This window comes from Tepidibacter thalassicus DSM 15285 (genome assembly GCF_900129915.1).
Lineage (GTDB): Bacteria > Bacillota > Clostridia > Peptostreptococcales > Peptostreptococcaceae > Tepidibacter > Tepidibacter thalassicus.
Genome location: NZ_FQXH01000018.1, coordinates 21,217 through 39,909 on the forward strand (window position 1 = coordinate 21,217; position 18,693 = coordinate 39,909).

The following is an 18,693-nucleotide window of genomic DNA, read 5'->3' on the forward strand; positions in this document are numbered from 1 at the left end:
ATCGAAAGGACTTGATACTATGAACAATAAATCAAAAGCAATACTTTATATGCTATTTTCATCTTTTTGTTTTGCATTAATGGGAGCATTAGTTAAACTCGCCGGAAATGTTCCAACACTAGAAAAAACTTTTTTTAGAAATTTAATAAGTACATTCATAGCAGCTTATTTAGTAATCAAAAATAAAAAGAACTTTTTTGGCAAAAAAGAAAACCAAAAATATCTTCTACTTAGATCTATTCTTGGAACAATTGGAATGATTGGATATTTTTATAGTATAGATCACCTTCTTCTTTCCGATTCGGCAATGCTCAATAAGTTAAATCCTTTTTTCGTAACTATATTTGCTTTGTATTTTTTAAAAGAAAAACCAACACCAGTACAAATTCCTTCTTTAATACTTGCTTTTTTAGGAGCTTTATTTATAATAAAACCACAATTTGATATACAAGTAATTCCTGCATTTATAGGATTTCTATCTGCTATTTTTGCAGGAGGAGCATACACTATGGTTCGCCTTTTAGGAGATAAAGAAGAATTTTATACAATAGTATTTTATTTTTCATTTGCATCATCTTTAATAATGTTTCCTTTAATGCTTATAAATTTTAAAATGCTAACTCTAAATCAATTTTTAATACTTATAGCGACTGGAATAGTAGCTTCACTTGCACAGTTTTCTTTAACTATTGCATATAAACTAGCTCCAGCGGGAGAAATTTCAATATATAATTATACTAATGTAATTTTTTCTGGAATATTGGGATTAATTTTATGGAAAGAAATACCTGATTTTTTAAGTTTTATAGGATATATATTAATTATAAGTTCAGGATTTGCTATATATATTTACAATAAAAAATGCCTGTAAAATTACAGGCATTTTTATTTAAAAATTTAATACTAACAATGCAATTAAATTGTTAAGCACATGAATAGTACACACTACCCAATATGGATATTTCCGTTTTTCTTTATAGATTACATAAGCATAAGCCCATATAATCCCTACTATAATCATATGAAAAACGTACTGTAAACTATACGTATGACGCGACCCAAATATAACTCCAGAAATCAATACTATTAAATACTTCCTTTTACTTAAAAATTTAATTTTATCACATATTGAAATTATTAACTTTTGATATATTAATGTTTCATATAAAGGTGCAATAATTATCCCAAACACAACTTGAATAGCAATCTTATCCGATGCACTAAACGGTGCTGCTCCATTATTATCAGGTAAAAAATTTAATATAGGTTCCATTAAAATAATAGACAAAAATTGAAAAAATAGTATTGTTACAATAAATGAAAATACATTTAAATTTCTTAAAAATTTATCAAATTTTATTAAAATATCTTTTACTCTAGATACTTTAATTTCTGTATATGTTCCCACTTATCCATCCCCTTTATATTTATTTTAGATAATAACTCAATAATAAAATGCTGTCGACATTTTGTCAACAGCATTTTATTGTTATTTATTATTATTTTGTGATTTATTTAAAAACTCAACTGCTTTATCAGGAAAATCAGTAAATACTCCATCAACTCCTACTTTATTATAAAAAACATTTAACATATCTTCAAAATTTTCAGCATATTTAGGTATTCTACCTTTATCTAAACGGAATGTATAAGGATGTACTTCAAGTCCTGCTTCATGAGCCTCTTTAACTAAATTTGTTATCTTTAAATTTTCTTTCGTAGAATCATCTTTTACTATCATAGGTTTCCATGGCCCTACTCCATCAGCATATTCAGCAATCTTTTTCATTGCACCTTTTTCAAACATCCAATCGTAATTATAAGGAACTGCTTTTCCATCTCTATATTCCATTGTTTCATTCCAACTTGTTTCTGCCATTAATTGAACTAATTTCAAATCCATGCCTAATTTTGGCATGAGTTCATTTTTAATTCTCTTTAACTCATTAGGATCAAAACATTGAAGATAAACATTAGAATCTTTAGAAATATATCCATATTTTTTAAGTACTTTTAAAACTTCTAAACTAATATCTTTTCCTTCATGTCTATGAAACCATGGTGCTTTTATCTCTGGATAAATACCTACATTTTTACCTGTACTTTTATTAAGTCCTTGAATCATTTCTATTTCTTCTTCTAAAGTGTGTACTTTAAAAGAAGATTTCCATATAGGAAAACGCTCAGGAAAATTAGCTACTTCCTTACCATCTTTAACATTAAACCCCTCTGTCATTTCAAGTTTTTTAATTTCATCTAATGTAAAATCAATCACATAATATCTTCCATCTTTTCTTTTTCTATCAGGATAAACTTTAGCTACATTTGTAACTCTATCAAGGTAATGATCGTGTAATACAACTAATTTATTATCTTTTGTCATAACTACATCTTGCTCAAGATAATCCGCTCCCATAGCGTAAGCCATGGCTTTTGCTTCTAAAGTATGTTCTGGTAAATAACCACAAGCCCCCCTGTGTGCTATTACAATTTTTTTCCCTTGTTCTGCATAAGACATATTAGTACAAAATGTAATTACAGTAAATAAAGCAGTAAGTAGAGCAAATAATTTTCTCATCCCAATCCCCCTTTTATTTTTTCAAAATTATAATTGATATTACTAAAATATATGCTAAACACAGAAAATAAATATCTTATTTAAACAAATTTTTTAACACTTTTACCATTTAAATAATCACATTTACATCCTTGATATATATCATTTTCCACCAAGATGTATTCCATTTGCAACAACATTGTCTACTTTAGAAATATCATATCAAAAATTACAGGCATTTTTTTATTTATATTTATTAAGTCTATCTTTTGTTTCAAGTCTACTTTTTACTCCATCATCTGCTGATTTATTTCTCTTTTTAGCATCCTTTTTCATATAAGTTTTTCCATGAATTAAATCCAAAATATGAAGCGAATCAAGCCCACCATTCTCCATAGATACTCTGCATGATCCACAGTAAGATATTATATGATTACTCGTTGCATCATTTACTCTTCTATTTAATACTTTTTCTTGGAGCTGAGGATTTACACATCCAACCATTCCACCTACTCCACAGCATCTTGTATTTTCTCTTATGTTATTCATTTCCTCTACCTTATACCCTAATTCTTTTAATATCCATCTTACACTATCATGATGAGAAGTTACATGTCTAGTTGGACATGAATCATGAATATTAAATACAACATCAGAATTTTCTCCGATACCTTTTTGACCTTTAGGAAGTCCTATTTTTTGATGTATTAAGTCCCAATATGAAATAACTTCTTGTTTTGCATATTTTTCATATGTTAAATAACATGATGGACAAAGGGTTACAATTACATCTGCACCTGTTTCATCAATTGATTTTTGAACCATTTTAAATCTTTTTTCAAACTTCTCATCTTCTCCTATCATAAGTGTAGGTTTTGCACAACACTGAAGAACTGCTCCAACTTCTCCATCTAATGCTTCTTTTAAATGTAATAAAGTTTTTTCAACTAATTCTGGACTATATACAGGCACTGTACATCCAGGTACTAAAACATATTTTGTTCTCTTACCAGTTCGAGCTTTTACGTAAGCTGATGTCTTTTCACTACAATCTAATTCTATAGCTTTATCAAGCCCTTTATGTCCTTCAAGTGGCGAATCACCTCCATTTGCCTTAACATATTCTCTTCTCATTTCATCAAAATTTGATTTAATATCAAAATCATTTGGACATTTTATTGTACATTGACTACATTGATTACAAGAATATGCAATTAAAGGATCCATATTTTCATAACCCTTTTCAAGATATTCCTTAAATAATGTCTTAGGACAATCAGTATAATCTCTAAGCATTAAACATTCTTTCATACAAAGTTTACACTCACATTGAAGGCATCTTGATGCTTCCTTTTCTGCTTGTTCTTTTGTAAAGCCTAAAGAAACTTCATCAAATGTTTTTATTCTCTCAGATGGGTCAAGTTCATTTATTTCTTTTCTTTCAACTTTTTCTACATTATCCCAATCAATAGGTATATTTAATTTAGTTTTATATGAAAATTCTTCTTCCATACTTCTTCCTTCTTTTAAGTCTTTACCACTTAAAAATCTAATTACTGATTTTGCAGCACTTCTTCCTGTTGCCATGGCTTGAATAACAATAAAAGATTTTCCACTTGCATCTCCTGCTATAAATACTTTTTCATCTGAAACTGATTGAAGAGTTAACTCATCACATTCAAAGGTACCATTTTTTCTTTTATTTAATAAATTTTTTTCATCAAACGACGAATCAACATTTTGTCCTATTGCAAACACTATTGTATCAACATCAATAACCTTAATATCATTTTCATTAAATTGAGGAGCAAAGTTTCCATTTTCATCAAACATTGATAAACATTTTTTAAGCTCTATTCCTTTTACTCTTTTATTTTCATCAACTAAAATTTTATTAATTCCAAAGCCTAAATTAAATTTAACTCCTTCTTTTAAGGAAGCCTTTATTTCATGAGTTGATGCTGCCATTTTTTCATAACTTTCTTCTAAGCATACAGAATAAACTTCCTCTACTCCATCAAGTCTTAATGAAGATCTTGCACAATCCATTGCAACATCTCCACCACCAATTACTACAACTTTTTTCCCAATTCCATTTACATTCCTTGTTAAAGATATTTCTTTAAGATACTCAGCTGCACTAAATATACCCTTTGCATCATGGTTTTCTAAAGATCTATCAATTCTTCCTATATGCTTTCCAACAGCAACTACAACAGCATCAAATTCATTTTTTATTTCTTCAAATTTTATATCTTTTCCAACTTCAACACCCATCTTGAAATTTATCCCTAATTTTTCTAAATAAGAATACTCAAAATCTATTATATTTCTTGGAAGTCTATATTCAGGAATACCAACTCTCATCATTCCTCCATAAACTTCAAGCTTATCAAATACAGTTACTTCAAAACCTTCCTTTATTAAATCAAGTGCTGCTTGTGCTCCAGATGGACCTGCACCTATTATAGCTACTTTTTTTCCATTTTTAGGTTTTGTAGATAAATCCCAATCGCTAGGATCATCAAAATTATCAGCGGCATATCTTTTTAGTCCTGCAATTGACATAGGATTATTCTTCTCATTCCATTTACAATTTTGCTCACAAGGATGAGCGCAAATTCTTCCTAAAGTTTTTGGCATAAATAATTTTTCTCTTATTACTTTAATTGATTCTTTTCCTTTTCCTTCTGCGATTAATCTAACATATTCTTTTACATTTGTATGCATTGGACATGTTGCAACACAAGCAGGACTTGAATCCCCCATACAATTATCTACAATATATTTCATATTATCTATAATTTCTTTTCTCAACATAATAACCTCCTAATAATAGCTAGATTTTTTTACACATTTAATATTCCTATGCAGCTTTATTTTTTGAATTAAAAACTTCCTTTGGATCTACTGCAAATATCATTACTCCTAATACAATTACGAAACACCAAAATCCTAAGTATGGTGTAATTTTAGTTCCCATTAACCCACTAAAAATTACAGCCCAAAACGCTGCTGTTGAGTTCAAAGCTGTTCCCATAGCCGCTCCTATCAAGTCAACAGCCTTATACCATGATAAATAAGTAATTGCTCCTAATGTAGCAATTGCAGCTAAATAAAATATAGTACCCGTGCTAATAACTTCTCCTGCTAATGTATATCCTTTAACAATTGGTAATACTACTAACCCATAAGCTACAAATGATACTAAGTATCTTACTGTTAAGAAATGTATAGGCTTAGCCTCAATATCATCTTCTTCATTTGTGTTAATTTTTTTCATAGCATATCCAATAATTACACCTTCTGATGCCCATCCAATAACTGCTAATAATACAAAAGCTATACCTTTGTAGAATTGTGGATACATATTAAGGTCAACCTTTGAATAGCCTAATGCTGCTGAACCTATTAAACTAATAATAATACCTATTACCGATCTTAATGATAATTTTTCTTTTAAAATAAAATATGACATAATTGCTCCAACACCTGGATAGATTACAGAAATACTCGATGCATATGGTGCTGAGGCATATTTAACACCTAATAAATAACCACTCATACCAACTGGCGCACCAACAAGAGCAGCCATCATAGTAACTTTACCTTTTTTAGTTTTCATTAGTTGAAATGTTTTTGTTAAATCTTTCTTGAATAGTAATAGTAATGCTAACCATATAAAACAAAATCCATCATGAAAAAAAGCTTGTACTAATGGAGTTGCTTTTGAATTTAAAAATATTTTAAATCCTCCTATTTTACTCATTAATACAGTATCTAATCCCCAAGCTAAACCAACTAATATACCAAACAATATCCCCTTTTTAAAATTTTTTTTACTAGTTTCCATAACACCATTCCTTTCTTATATTATTTTTAATCATCAATGATTGCACATTATATACAAGCAAATACTATGCCAAATTTTAAAAATCACTAAAAACCTTTATTTTGTTAAAGTTTTAATTATAACTAAGACAAAGTGTCCTTAAATTTAACACTTTTATTTGCATAAACTGTTAAATTTAAGGACACTTGTTATTTTTTTAGTCATTTTTCTTGAACCTCTCACGACTAAAGTCTCAAGATTTTATTGTTTAAAAAGACTAAGAACTCATTAGGTTCTTAGTCTTTTTTATATTTCTAAAATTCTACCTCATTACCATAATAAGTACAAATAAATAATTTTTTCATTTCTTCTATTGATATATCTCTTGGATTTGTTCCTGTACATGGATCTACCACTGAAGTTGTTGCAATTTCTTCAAGTTTCTCATTAAAAAATTCTTCGTTTATTCCAAATTCTTTTAATGTAAGTGGAATATTCATTTTTTTATTAAAATCTCTTACCATTTCTACTAATGAATTTACTAATTCATCTTCACTATTCCCTGATAATCCTAACCTTCTTGATATATCAGCATAAGTTTTACCAGCAGTTTTTTTGTTAAATTGGATTACATATGGTAAATATATAGCATTTGCACATCCATGAGGAATATTAAATATCTTTCCTGTTTTATGGGACATACTATGAACTATCCCTAATATTGCATTTGAAAATGACATTCCTGCAAGACACTGCGCTAAGTGCATTTTACTTCTAGCTTCTTTATTTCCATTATAAGATTTCACTATATTCTCTTTCATTATTTCAATAGATTTCATTGCTAATGCATCTGTAAATTCATTTTTTACTTTTGAAACATATGCTTCAAAAGCATGAGTCAACGCATCCATTCCTGTATGCGCTACTAACTTTGGTGACATTGTTTGTACTAAATTAGTATCTACTATTGCTATATCTGGTGTTATATTATAATCAGCTATTGGATATTTTACTCCAGTTTTATTATCTGTTATAACTGAAAAAGAAGTAACTTCTGTACCAGTTCCACTAGTTGTTGTTACTGCTGCAAATTTAGCTTTTGTTCTTAACTGTGGTAAGTTAAATGGTTTTGCAGCTTCTTCAAATGTAAATTCCGGATACTCATAGAACACCCACATAGCCTTTGCTGCATCTATAGGTGACCCTCCACCTACTCCAACTATCCAATCCGGTTCAAATTCTTGCATTATTTTCACACCACGCATAACTGTATCAACCGATGGATCAGATTCTACTCCTTCTATAAGTTTAATTTCCATTCCAGCTTCTTTTAAATATCCTTCTATTTTATCTAATGCTCCACTTTTCTTTATTGAACCACCTCCAATTACTATAACAGCTCTTTTACCTTTTAAATTTTTTAACTCTTCTATTACTCCTTCTCCAAAATAAACATTCCTTGGTATTGTGAATCTTGCCATATTTATTCCTCCCTATTTTATGATATAATTTTTCTAGTTGATTTTTATTTATGATAATTTTTTACTTATGCCTTAGCACATGACTTATTATACGAACATGATAGATTTATATGAAGAAGACACTTTTTAGAAAGATAGTTTCAAAACAGAAACTAATGTTTAAAGGATGGTGGTAAAATATGCCTAAAGATAGAACTAATAAAGTAAGTTGTAATAATTATAGATGTGAAATAGAAATAACTTTAGAATTAATAGGCGGAAAATGGAAAGCTCTTATACTTTGGAATTTAGGAAATCATAAAGTTATAAGATTTAATGAATTTAGAAGAATAATTCCTGAAATAACACAAAAAATGTTGACCCAACAATTAAGAAGTTTAGAGGAATATGGATTAATAAATAGAAAAGTTTATAATCAAATTCCTCCAATGGTAGAATATTCCTTATCAGAAGAAGGTAAGAAATTAATACCTATATTAGATCAAATGAATAAATGGGGAAAAAATTATATAACCAATTATAAAAAGAAATTAAACAATATTTAGCTAATTTTTTACATCATATATTTATTTTTCTCTATCAAATTATTCCTATTTTCAATGTATTCCATTTGATACCATCTATAAGGAGGTATTTTTTATGAATGAATGTAATAAAATGTGTATGTCTATGGAATCAATTGTAAATTCTATTCCCTTTGGAATTTTAACTATATCACTAAATGGAAATATAAATTTAATAAATAATACAGCTAGAGAAATGTTAGAATTAGAAGATTGTTCATTAGAGAGTATAGATTTAAATGATATTCTTCCAAATTGGAAAGAAATTATAGAAAAAGCAAAAAAAAATAATATCTCCTTCGAAGAAAACATTTTGATTAATAGAACAAATCATAGACTTAATCTAGAAATAAACAGCATGAAAAAAAACGAAAAATTTATAGGACTAGTCGTTATAATAAAAGATATTAAAAAGGTTATAAATATAGTAAATAAATATTCTTTATCTGAAGCTATATACACATTTGATAATATAGTTTATAAAAGTCAACAAATGAAAAAAGTTATACAACATAGCAAAGAAATAGCAAATAGCCCATCTACAGTTTTAATAACAGGTCAAAGTGGAAGTGGAAAAGAATTATTAGCACAAGCTATTCATAATTCAAGCAATAGAAAAAAAGGACCATTTATAGCCGTAAACTGTGGAGCTATTCCTAAAAATTTAATTGAAAGTGAACTATTTGGATATGAAGACGGTTCTTTTACAGGTGCTAAAAAAGGTGGACGAGCTGGTAAATTCGAACTAGCAGACGGTGGAACTATATTTTTAGATGAAATAGGTGAAATGCCACTTGAAATGCAAGTAACTCTTTTAAGAGTATTGCAAGAAAATTGTATAACTAGAATAGGAGGAAAAAAAAATATACCTATTAATGTTAGAATAATAGCTGCTACTAATAAAGATTTAAAAAAAGAAATAAAAAAAGGTACTTTTAGAGAAGACCTATTTTATAGATTAAGTGTAATTCCTATAAAAATTCCACCTTTAAAAGATAGAATTGGAGATGTACCTGTATTAATAGATTATTTTCTAAAGATTAAAAGTAATAAATTAAAAAAAGAAATACCTAATATACCTGATAGTTTATATAAAAAAATGATTTCTTATTGTTGGCCTGGAAATGTTAGAGAATTAGAAAATTGCGTAGAAAACATCGTTAACCTAAATGGCAAGACAACTTTTGAAATAGACTTTGATGAATGCACATGTATGACTCGAGATAATTTAGGTAACTTAATAAAACCAAAAACTACTACATCTGATTATTCTTATAATACATTTAATGAAAATGAAAATGAAGAAGTTATTCCATTAAAAGAACTAGAAAAAAATGCAATAATAAAAAGTATATCTTTATGTAAAGGTAATATGAGTAAAGCTGCATTAAAATTAGGAATTAGCAGAAATACATTATACAATAAAATTAAGAAATATAACATCCAAATAAATTAAAAGCAGGACTAAAATATCCTGCTTTCAATCTATTATTTAGCTTTAAAAAATTTTAATTTAAATATAAGATTTCATTTTTTAAATGAATTTTTTAACACTTTTACCATTTAAATAATCACATTTACATCCTTGATATATATCATTTTCCACCATATAATCATCTATCATATCTTTAATTTTCCACCAAGATGTATTCCAATTACAAAATAATGTATTTTCTTCAGGTGCTCTACCTACAAGTCTATGCAACACTATATCTTTAGATAAATATTGTAAAAATACACAAACTCTTTTTACATATTCATATAAAGATATAATTTTTATTTTTCCACTTTCATACTCTTTTGCCATGGCAGTTCCCTTAACTATATATAAAGAGTGAAGCTTTACTCCATCTACATCTAAAGCGGATAATATTTTTGCATTTTCAATTATATCCTCCATATCATCCCCTGGTAAATTTAATATTAAATGTACTATTGTTTCAAAGTTGTATTTCTTTATTCTAACTACTGCATCTATAAATTCAGCTAAAGTATGCCCTCTGTTTATTTTTTTTAGTGTATGATAATTTACAGTTTGAAGTCCAAGCTCTATAGATATATTAACTCCTTTTTGTTCTACTTTTTTTAATATTTTTAAATACTCCTCATTTATAGAATCTGGTCTTGTTGATATAGCTATTTCAACTATATCATCAATTAACGCTTCATTTATATATTGTTCAAATTTATCAAGCGACATATATGTATTGGTATAATTTTGAAAATATGCTATAAATTTATTAGCTTTATATCTTTTTCTTATATAACTCATATTTTTTTCAAGCTGTTCTCTAACAGATAACGTATTTTCTAAAGACTCAAATCCTGCTCCTACATCAGCACAAAATGTACATCCTCCAACTCCTACTACACCATCTCTATTAGGACAAGTTATTGGTAAATTTATAGGAAGCTTGTATACTTTTTCTCCATATTTTTCTTTTAAATATTGTGAATATATTTTATATCTTTGTTCCATTTTAATCCTCCAAAATTTAAATTGATTATAATTTACTATTCATTATAACAAAGTCTTTATTCTAAATATTTTAAATGTAGACTTTATTGAAATTCATAACGTAAATTATATTCTTTCAAAATTTAAATTGATTATAATTTACTATTCATTATAACAAAAATAGCAGGAATAATTCCTGCTATTTTTATAATTAGTTTGAACTCATTATAATAATTTTCTCTGCATTAGTTATAGGAGGTAAACTCATAGTCATTATAGGGCTATGATATATTTTAACCTTTATTCCCTCTTTTATGTCTTTTATAGATAATTTTTCTCCTTGTTCATTTACTATATCCGTTTTATTACTTACATTAAACTTAATTCCTTCATTCATATTTTTTCCTATAAATATTATTTTTCCTTCTTTTATATCTTCAATTTGCGAAATTTCTCCTTCTTTACAATAAATATCTTTCACAATTATTTTTTTAGCATTTGCAATTGGCGGTAAACTTCTTGTCATTTTTGCATCATGATAAACTATTATATTTGAACTATTTTGCAAATCATTAACACCTAATTTAATTCCATCAGTAGTTACTATTTCTGTATCTTCATTTATCATAAATTTAATTTTATCATACATTCCATTCCCTTCAACTAAAGCCATAACTCCAAATTTATTGTTTTGAATTTTTTTAACTTTTCCTATCATTTTATACAAACCAGTAGCTTCGTCAAAATATTCACTACCTCCAGCAAATACATTTTCTTTCTCCTTTATAGATAATTCTAATTGAGAAGATACATTTACAATATATTCTTTCGTATCTATAGATTGTTCTTTTCCTTCAGAATCTCTATATAAATCAAACTTGATAATTGTAGATCCCTCTTTTAATCCTTTTAATTTCCAAATATGCTCTCCACCCATTCCACAAATATTTGATTTTTCACTACCTTTAAAGCTATCAAAAACAACCTCAACTATATCTTTATTTTCAATATCATAATGCCATACATATCCTGTTGTTGGATTTTCTTTTAATTTAATTTCATTTTTTATTTTGCTTACATTACTTTTATTTAAAATAACAGTTTGAGTACTTTCATTCCAAATAATATTATATCCAACTACAGCAGATATAAATCTTAAAGGTACATAAATATTATCATCAATAACTGTAGCTGGTACATCTAATTTGATTTTTTCTGGTTCTCCTGTTAAATCATATTTATGATATATTAATACTTCTTTATCTTCAACAGTCATTTTTATATCTGTATATTCAGTTTCCACATTTACTACTTTTTTATTTTTATCCCATGTAATCTTAACCCCTAAATTTTCAGATAAAAATTCTATAGGTACAATAGTTCTTCCATCTAATATCATAGGCTTTTCATCTGAAAATACAATATTTTTTCCATCAACAATCACATTAATACCTCTTTTTTCATAAAGAACTGGAACTAAATAATCAGTATTTTTTTCATCTGCAAATATCGGTGATATGGATGTCGCTAAAACAACTCCTACTAATGTCTTTGCTATAATATTCTTTTTAATATTCATATAATTTTCTCCTTCCTTTTTTTCTATTCTATTTTATTAGACGATTAAAAAACAAAAAAGTTCCATTAATTTTAAAATATATATTTGAAATAATTTCCATTATTAAATAATTGACAAACATATTATTACATCGTAATATAATAATATACAGTATTATAGGAGGAATAAAAATGGAAAATTACAAAATTGATTCTAAACTTCTAACAGAAAATGCAGAGCTTTTAAAAGCTTTATCTCATCCTGTAAGATTGTGTATAGTTAAAGGTCTTTTAGAAAAAGGTTCTAGTAATGTATCTAATATTCAAAACTGTCTTAATATGCCTCAATCTACTATATCTCAACATGTATCAAAATTAAAAACTGCAGGAATAATAAGCGGAGAAAGAAATGGCCTTGAAATAATATATAAAATATCTAATGAAAAAGTAGAAAAAATAATAAAGGCACTATTTTAAGTTTATTTTTTTAAAACAAATATCATATTATCTTAATATATAAATAAAATAATAAAAAGGAGGATTAAAATGAATAAAAAAATTGTTATTGTAGGTGGAGTTGCAGGGGGAGCTTCTACTGCTGCAAGACTTAGAAGATTGGATGAAAATGCTCAAATAATAATGTTTGAAAGGGGTGAATATATATCTTTTGCTAACTGTGGTCTTCCATATTATATTGGTGGTACCATAACCGAAAGAGAATCTTTACTTGTTCAAACAGTTGAAGGCATGTCTAAAAAATTCAACATGGATATAAGAAACTTAAGCGAAGTTACAAAAATAAACAGAGATAAAAAAACTGTAACTGTTAAAAATTTAAAAACTGGAGAAATTTATGAAGAAAACTACGATTATTTAGTATTATCACCTGGTGCAAGTCCAATAAAACCTCCTATTCCTGGAATTGAGGAAACTGATAATTTATTTACTCTTAGAAATATTCCTGATACAGATAATATAAAAGAATTTATAGATACTAAAAAACCTAAAAAAGCAGTCGTAATAGGTGGAGGATTTATAGGAATAGAAATGGCTGAAAATCTTCACGATAAAGGCATTGAAGTTACATTAGTTGAAATGGCAAATCAAATAATGGCACCTGTTGACTTTGAAATGGCATGTATTCTTCATTCCCACATAAAAGACAAAGGAGTTAACCTAATTTTAGAAGATGGAGTTAAAGAATTCAAAAATAAGGGAAAAAAAATACTCCTTTCAAGTGGAAAAGAAATAAATACCGATATGATTATTTTATCTATCGGTGTTAGACCTGAAAGTAGTCTTGCAAAAGATGCTGGTCTTGAGCTTGGCGAAAGAGGAACTATTAAAGTAGATGAAACTCTAAGAACTTCTGACAAAAGTATTTATGCACTTGGTGATGCAGTTGAAGTCAAAGACTATATAAACGGAAAACCTACAATGATTCCTCTTGCTTGGCCAGCTAATAGACAAGGTCGACTAGTTGCTGATCATATAAATGGAAAAAATGTCAAATACAACGGAACAATGGGTACTTCTATTGCAAAAGTATTCGACATGACAGTAGCTTCTACTGGTAATAATGAAAAAACTTTAAAAAAACTAGGTATAAAATATAAATCTATACACATTCATCCAGGTTCTCATGCCGGATATTATCCTGGATCATTCCCTATAACACTTAAATTAATATTCGATCCTGAAAATGGTAAAATATTTGGTGCTCAAGCAGTTGGCTATGACGGAGTTGATAAACGCATAGATGTTATAGCTACAGCTATTAAAGGAAATCTTACTGTATTTGATCTTCCAGATTTAGAATTAGCTTATGCTCCTCCGTACTCATCTGCTAAAGATCCTGTAAATATGGCTGGATATGTAGCATCTAATATAATAGAAGGATTAGTAGATATTGTTTACTGGAATGAAATAGATGAAATAATAAAAAATGGTGGTATTTTAATAGATGTAAGAGATGAAATTGAAAGAGATATGGGATATATTGAAGGATCTATTAATATTCCTTTAGGTGAACTTAGAAACAGACTTAACGAAATTCCAAAAGACAAGGAAATATACGTAACTTGTCAAGTAGGACTTAGAGGATATTTAGCCGCTAGAATTTTAATGCAAAATGGATATAAAGTTAAAAATTTAGATGGAGGATATAAAACTTATTCATCTGTATTTAGTTCAGATTTTGAAAATAACTGTACTCCTGATATTGATGATTCTGGAGTAGCTCACATAGATACTAGTTGTCTAGAAGAAATTGTTCCTAAAATATCTTTAAATGCTTGTGGTCTTCAATGTCCAGGTCCTATTATGAAAGTATACCAAAATATAGAAAATATGAGTGAAGGTGAAGTTCTTGAAGTAACTGCAAGTGATCCTGGATTCGCAAAAGACATTAAATCTTGGTGTGAAAAAACTGGTAATACACTTCTTAAATCAAACTTTGAAAATAAAGTATTTAAAGCTTTAATTCAAAAAGGAAAAAAGAACAATATAAATAATAATACTAATATCTTACAAAAAAATAAAGATGGAGCTACAATGGTAGTATTCAGTGGTGATTTAGATAAAGCCATAGCTTCATTTATAATAGCATCAGGCGCTGCTTCTATGGGTAAAAAAGTAACTATGTTTTTCACATTTTGGGGGCTTAATGTATTGAGAAAAGAAAACAGCCCTAAAGTTGAAAAAGATATCCTTGAAAAAATGTTCAGTATGATGATGCCAAAAGGTCCTTCAAAATTACCTCTTTCAAAAATGAATATGGCTGGTATGGGCCCTAAAATGATAAACTATGTTATGGAAAAGAAAAATGTAGATTCGCTTGAAACTTTAATTAAAAATGCCATGGATTTAGGAGTTAGAATTGTTGCTTGCGCTATGTCTATGGATATAATGGGAATCAAAAAAGAAGAACTTATAGATGGAGTTGAACTAGGCGGAGTTGCTTCATATCTTGGAGCAGCAGAAGATTCTGGAATAAACTTATTCATTTAATATAAGTAAAAAATGGGAGCTATTTTAGCTCCCATTTTTTACTTACTTACTTTTCCATAAGCCTTTTTATATATATCAGCTAATTCTGAAACTAGTGGTAGTTTAGGATTTGCTGGTGTACATTGATCTTCAAATGCTTTATCAGAAAGCTCATCTATCTTAGCAAAGTACTCTTTTTCATCAATTCCACATTCTTTAACAGACATTGGAACATTTAACTCTTTCATTAAATTTTTAATTGCTTCTATTAAAGATTTTACTCCTTCTTCTACAGTATCTGCTTTTAACCCTAAAGCTTTTGCAATTTCTGCATATTTTCTATCTGCTATAAACTCCTTATATTTAGGGAATGCAGCAAATTTCTTAGGCTTAGTTGCATTATACTCTATTACATGTGGAAGAAGTATTGCATTTGCTCTACCATGTGGTATATGGAATTCCCCTCCTAGCTTATGAGCTAATGAGTGATTTATTCCAAGGAATGCATTAGTGAAAGCCATTCCCGCCATACAAGAAGCATTATGCATTTTTTCTCTAGCCTCTTTATCTTTTCCATTTTTGTATGCTCTTGGTAAATATTCAAATACTAATTGTATAGCTTTTAATGCTAATGCATCTGTAAAATCTGTAGCCATAACTGATACATACGCTTCTATTGCATGTGTTAAAACATCCATTCCTGTATCAGCTGTTACACTAGCAGGAACTGTCATTACAAAACTTGGATCTAATATAGCTACATCTGGTGTTAGCTCATAATCAGCTAGAGGATATTTAATATTATTTTTCTTATCAGTAATAACAGAGAATGCTGTAACTTCTGAACCTGTTCCTGATGTAGTAGGAATAGCTACCATCTTAGCAAGTTTTCCTAATTTAGGGAATTTGAATGTTCTCTTTCTTATATCCATAAATTTAAGTTTTAATCCATTGAAATCTACATCTGGATGTTCATAGAATAACCACATTCCTTTTGCAGCATCCATAGCAGATCCTCCACCAAGAGCTATTATAGTATCAGGTTTAAATGATTTCATTAAATTAGCTCCTGCCATTACAGTTTCAACTGATGGATCTGGCTCTACATCAGAGAATACTTCAATCATCACATTATTCATTCTCTTTCTTAAATGATACATTACTTTATCTACATATCCAAGCTCAACCATTATTCTATCTGTAACTATAACCACTCTATTTACATCTGGCATTTTAGTTAAATATTGAACTGAACCAAATTCATGATATATCTTTTCAGGAACTTTAAACCACTGCATATTCACTCTTCTTTTCGCCACCTTTTTAACATTTATTAAGTTTACTGCTGATACGTTATCTGTAGTTGAGTTATTACCCATAGATCCACAACCAAGAGTAAGTGATGGCATATTAGCATTATATATATCACCTATTGCTCCATGAGTTGACGGTGCATTTACTAAAAGTCTACCAGTCTTAACTCTTTTACCAAATTCATATATTACATCATCATCATTTGAATGAATTACAGCAGAATGTCCAAGTCCACCAAACTCAGTCATTTCTACAGCTCTTTGTATACCTTCTTCACTATCTTTAACCTTATAACAAGCAAGTATAGGACTTAGTTTTTCTTTAGATAATGGATATTTAGGTCCTACCCCTTCAAGTTCTGCCACTAATATTTTAGTATCTTCTGGAACATTAAGTCCTGCCATTTTAGCTATTTTATATGCACTTTGTCCTACTATATCAGGATTAATAGTACATTTTTCTTCATTTATAACTAATTTTTGAAGCTTAGCTATTTCTTCTTTATTTAAGAAATAACAATTATATTCTTTCATCAAATTAACTACATTTCTGTATATTTCTTGATCTATTATAACAGCTTGCTCTGATGCACATATCATACCATTATCGAATGTCTTAGAAAGTATTAAATCATTAACAGCTTGTCTTATATCAGCTGTTTTTTCTATATAACAAGGAACATTACCAGCACCAACACCTAAAGCTGGTTTTCCTGAAGAATAAGCAGCTTTAACCATTCCTGGTCCACCTGTTGCAAGAATTAAAGAAACACCTTCATGTTTCATTAAAAGATTTGAAGCTTCAATAGATGGTTCTTCTATCCATTGAATACAATTCTCTGGAGCTCCTGCTTTTATAGCAGCATCTCTAACTATTCTAGCAGCCTCTACCGAACACTTTTGAGCTGATGGATGGAAACTAAATATTATTGGATTTCTAGTTTTCATCGAAATTATAGATTTAAACATAGTAGTTGAAGTAGGATTTGTAACAGGTGTAACTCCAGCTATAACTCCAATAGGTTCAGCAATTAACATATATCCTTCTTCTTCATTTTCTTCTATAACCCCAACTGTTTTATCGTACTTTATACTATGATATATATATTCTGTTGCAAACATATTCTTTGTTATTTTATCTTCATAAACTCCTCTACCAGTTTCTTCTACTGCCATTTTAGCAAGTTCCATATGTTTATCAAGCCCTGCAAGAGCCATTGCTTTAACTATATTATCAACTGTTTCTTGATCTAATTTTAAAAATTCTTCTCTTGCCTTATTTGCTTTGGCAACTAATTCATCTATCATAAGTTTAGGATCTTTCTTTTGCTTTTCAACTTTTGACATGATATACCTCCTTAAAGTTTGATAGTTATTTAACTAACTTTCTTGTCTTTATAGTACTATTTTTTTTAAATATTGTCAATAATTTTATTTTAATTTTTTTTAAAAAAATCTTTTTTATTCAGGAAAACGTTTTATTGTGCAGGTTTTATTTTTACATTAAATCAATTCGACATTATGAAATTTATTTAACAAAGTAATACTTTTATTATTTTATTCAACAATATTCTTTTTTATTCCAGAGCTATTAGTTATTACTTTAACAAAAACACACAAAAAAAGATTACGTGGCTACGTCCTACTCTCCCAGGAGGTCTCCCTCCAAGTACCATCGGCGCTGAGGAGCTTAACTTCTGTGTTCGGAATGGGAACAGGTGTATCCTCCTCGCTATTGTAACCACATAATCTTTATTTTTTTTCATACTTTCAAAACTGCACAGATTTATTGGTCAAGTCCTCGACCTATTAGTATCCATCAGCTGAACTCATTACTGAGCTTACACCTTGGACCTATCTACCAGGTAGTCTTCCTGGGGTCTTACCCTTACGGTGGGAAATCTTATCTTGAGGGTGGCTTCGCGCTTAGATGCTTTCAGCGCT

13 protein-coding genes and 2 rRNA genes are annotated in these 18,693 nt (G+C 28.6%); 5 read left to right on the plus strand and 10 right to left on the minus strand.

Annotated features, from left to right (window positions below):
* Positions 1–19: 19 nt before the first annotated feature.
* A complete protein-coding gene (locus BUA19_RS08190) occupies positions 20–871 on the plus strand; it encodes a DMT family transporter (protein ID WP_072725506.1) in 852 nt (283 codons plus the stop codon).
* A gap of 18 nt (positions 872–889) precedes the next feature.
* Here BUA19_RS08190 and BUA19_RS08195 read toward each other — a convergent pair whose 3' ends face one another.
* The 5 genes from BUA19_RS08195 to BUA19_RS08215 form a co-directional block, all read right to left on the minus strand.
* A complete protein-coding gene (locus BUA19_RS08195) occupies positions 890–1,408 on the minus strand; it encodes a CPBP family intramembrane glutamic endopeptidase (RefSeq protein ID WP_072725508.1) in 519 nt (172 codons plus the stop codon).
* An 81-nt stretch (positions 1,409–1,489) separates the two neighbouring features.
* Positions 1,490–2,578 carry a glycerophosphodiester phosphodiesterase gene (glpQ, locus tag BUA19_RS08200; protein WP_072725510.1) on the minus strand — a complete coding sequence of 363 codons (1,089 nt, stop codon included), beginning with the start codon at positions 2,576–2,578 and terminating at the stop codon, positions 1,490–1,492.
* Between the two features lie 222 nt (positions 2,579–2,800).
* A complete protein-coding gene (locus BUA19_RS08205) occupies positions 2,801–5,377 on the minus strand; it encodes an FAD-dependent oxidoreductase (RefSeq protein ID WP_072725511.1) in 2,577 nt (858 codons plus the stop codon).
* Between the two features lie 46 nt (positions 5,378–5,423).
* Positions 5,424–6,410: a DMT family transporter gene (locus BUA19_RS08210; protein WP_072725513.1), complete on the minus strand. Its 987-nt coding sequence runs from the start codon at positions 6,408–6,410 to the stop codon at positions 5,424–5,426.
* 293 nt (positions 6,411–6,703) lie between these two features.
* Entirely contained in the window at positions 6,704–7,870 is a 1,167-nt protein-coding gene (locus BUA19_RS08215) for an iron-containing alcohol dehydrogenase (protein ID WP_072725515.1), read from the minus strand.
* A gap of 179 nt (positions 7,871–8,049) precedes the next feature.
* Here BUA19_RS08215 and BUA19_RS08220 point away from each other — a divergent pair, with 179 nt between their 5' ends.
* Together BUA19_RS08220 and BUA19_RS08225 are read left to right on the plus strand one after the other, a co-directional pair.
* Positions 8,050–8,415 carry a winged helix-turn-helix transcriptional regulator gene (locus BUA19_RS08220; protein WP_072725516.1) on the plus strand — a complete coding sequence of 122 codons (366 nt, stop codon included), beginning with the start codon at positions 8,050–8,052 and terminating at the stop codon, positions 8,413–8,415.
* Between the two features lie 94 nt (positions 8,416–8,509).
* Complete coding sequence (locus BUA19_RS08225; protein ID WP_072725518.1) at positions 8,510–9,889, plus strand: sigma-54 interaction domain-containing protein; 1,380 nt, start codon at positions 8,510–8,512, stop codon at positions 9,887–9,889.
* Between the two features lie 78 nt (positions 9,890–9,967).
* Here BUA19_RS08225 and BUA19_RS08230 read toward each other — a convergent pair whose 3' ends face one another.
* Together BUA19_RS08230 and BUA19_RS08235 are read right to left on the minus strand one after the other, a co-directional pair.
* On the minus strand, positions 9,968–10,912 hold the full coding sequence (locus BUA19_RS08230) for a TIGR01212 family radical SAM protein (protein ID WP_072725519.1): 945 nt from the start codon (positions 10,910–10,912) through the stop codon (positions 9,968–9,970).
* 190 nt (positions 10,913–11,102) lie between these two features.
* A complete protein-coding gene (locus BUA19_RS08235; protein ID WP_072725521.1) occupies positions 11,103–12,470 on the minus strand; it encodes a stalk domain-containing protein in 1,368 nt (455 codons plus the stop codon).
* 170 nt (positions 12,471–12,640) lie between these two features.
* Between BUA19_RS08235 and BUA19_RS08240 the strand changes: the two genes are divergently transcribed.
* Positions 12,641–12,925 (plus strand): ArsR/SmtB family transcription factor, encoded by a 285-nt coding sequence (locus BUA19_RS08240; RefSeq protein WP_072725523.1) that lies wholly within the window; start codon positions 12,641–12,643, stop codon positions 12,923–12,925.
* A 69-nt stretch (positions 12,926–12,994) separates the two neighbouring features.
* Positions 12,995–15,457, plus strand: coding sequence for a CoA-disulfide reductase (gene cdr, locus BUA19_RS08245; protein WP_072725525.1), 2,463 nt, complete (start codon positions 12,995–12,997; stop codon positions 15,455–15,457).
* A gap of 38 nt (positions 15,458–15,495) precedes the next feature.
* On the opposite strand, the gene adhE is transcribed toward cdr, so the two are convergent.
* The 3 genes from adhE to BUA19_RS08260 form a co-directional block, all read right to left on the minus strand.
* Positions 15,496–18,096, minus strand: coding sequence for a bifunctional acetaldehyde-CoA/alcohol dehydrogenase (gene adhE, locus BUA19_RS08250; protein ID WP_072725527.1), 2,601 nt, complete (start codon positions 18,094–18,096; stop codon positions 15,496–15,498).
* Between the two features lie 282 nt (positions 18,097–18,378).
* A 5S ribosomal RNA gene (gene rrf / locus BUA19_RS08255) occupies positions 18,379–18,495 on the minus strand.
* Between the two features lie 43 nt (positions 18,496–18,538).
* Positions 18,539–18,693 (minus strand): 23S ribosomal RNA (locus tag BUA19_RS08260); the annotation flags it as partial.

Excerpts from the sequence above, each read along its gene's own strand:
- BUA19_RS08215 (WP_072725515.1), bottom strand. The coding sequence starts at position 7,870 with ATGGCAAGATTCACAATACCAAGGAATGTTTATTTTGGAGAAGGAGTA.
- BUA19_RS08220 (WP_072725516.1), top strand. The coding sequence starts at position 8,050 with ATGCCTAAAGATAGAACTAATAAAGTAAGTTGTAATAATTATAGATGT.
- cdr (WP_072725525.1), top strand. The coding sequence starts at position 12,995 with ATGAATAAAAAAATTGTTATTGTAGGTGGAGTTGCAGGGGGAGCTTCT.
- BUA19_RS08210 (WP_072725513.1), bottom strand. The coding sequence starts at position 6,410 with ATGGAAACTAGTAAAAAAAATTTTAAAAAGGGGATATTGTTTGGTATA.
- BUA19_RS08230 (WP_072725519.1), bottom strand. The coding sequence starts at position 10,912 with ATGGAACAAAGATATAAAATATATTCACAATATTTAAAAGAAAAATAT.
- BUA19_RS08225 (WP_072725518.1), top strand. The coding sequence starts at position 8,510 with ATGAATGAATGTAATAAAATGTGTATGTCTATGGAATCAATTGTAAAT.
- glpQ (WP_072725510.1), bottom strand. The coding sequence starts at position 2,578 with ATGAGAAAATTATTTGCTCTACTTACTGCTTTATTTACTGTAATTACA.
- BUA19_RS08190 (WP_072725506.1), top strand. The coding sequence starts at position 20 with ATGAACAATAAATCAAAAGCAATACTTTATATGCTATTTTCATCTTTT.
- BUA19_RS08235 (WP_072725521.1), bottom strand. The coding sequence starts at position 12,470 with ATGAATATTAAAAAGAATATTATAGCAAAGACATTAGTAGGAGTTGTT.
- BUA19_RS08205 (WP_072725511.1), bottom strand. The coding sequence starts at position 5,377 with ATGTTGAGAAAAGAAATTATAGATAATATGAAATATATTGTAGATAAT.
- BUA19_RS08240 (WP_072725523.1), top strand. The coding sequence starts at position 12,641 with ATGGAAAATTACAAAATTGATTCTAAACTTCTAACAGAAAATGCAGAG.
- adhE (WP_072725527.1), bottom strand. The coding sequence starts at position 18,096 with ATGTCAAAAGTTGAAAAGCAAAAGAAAGATCCTAAACTTATGATAGAT.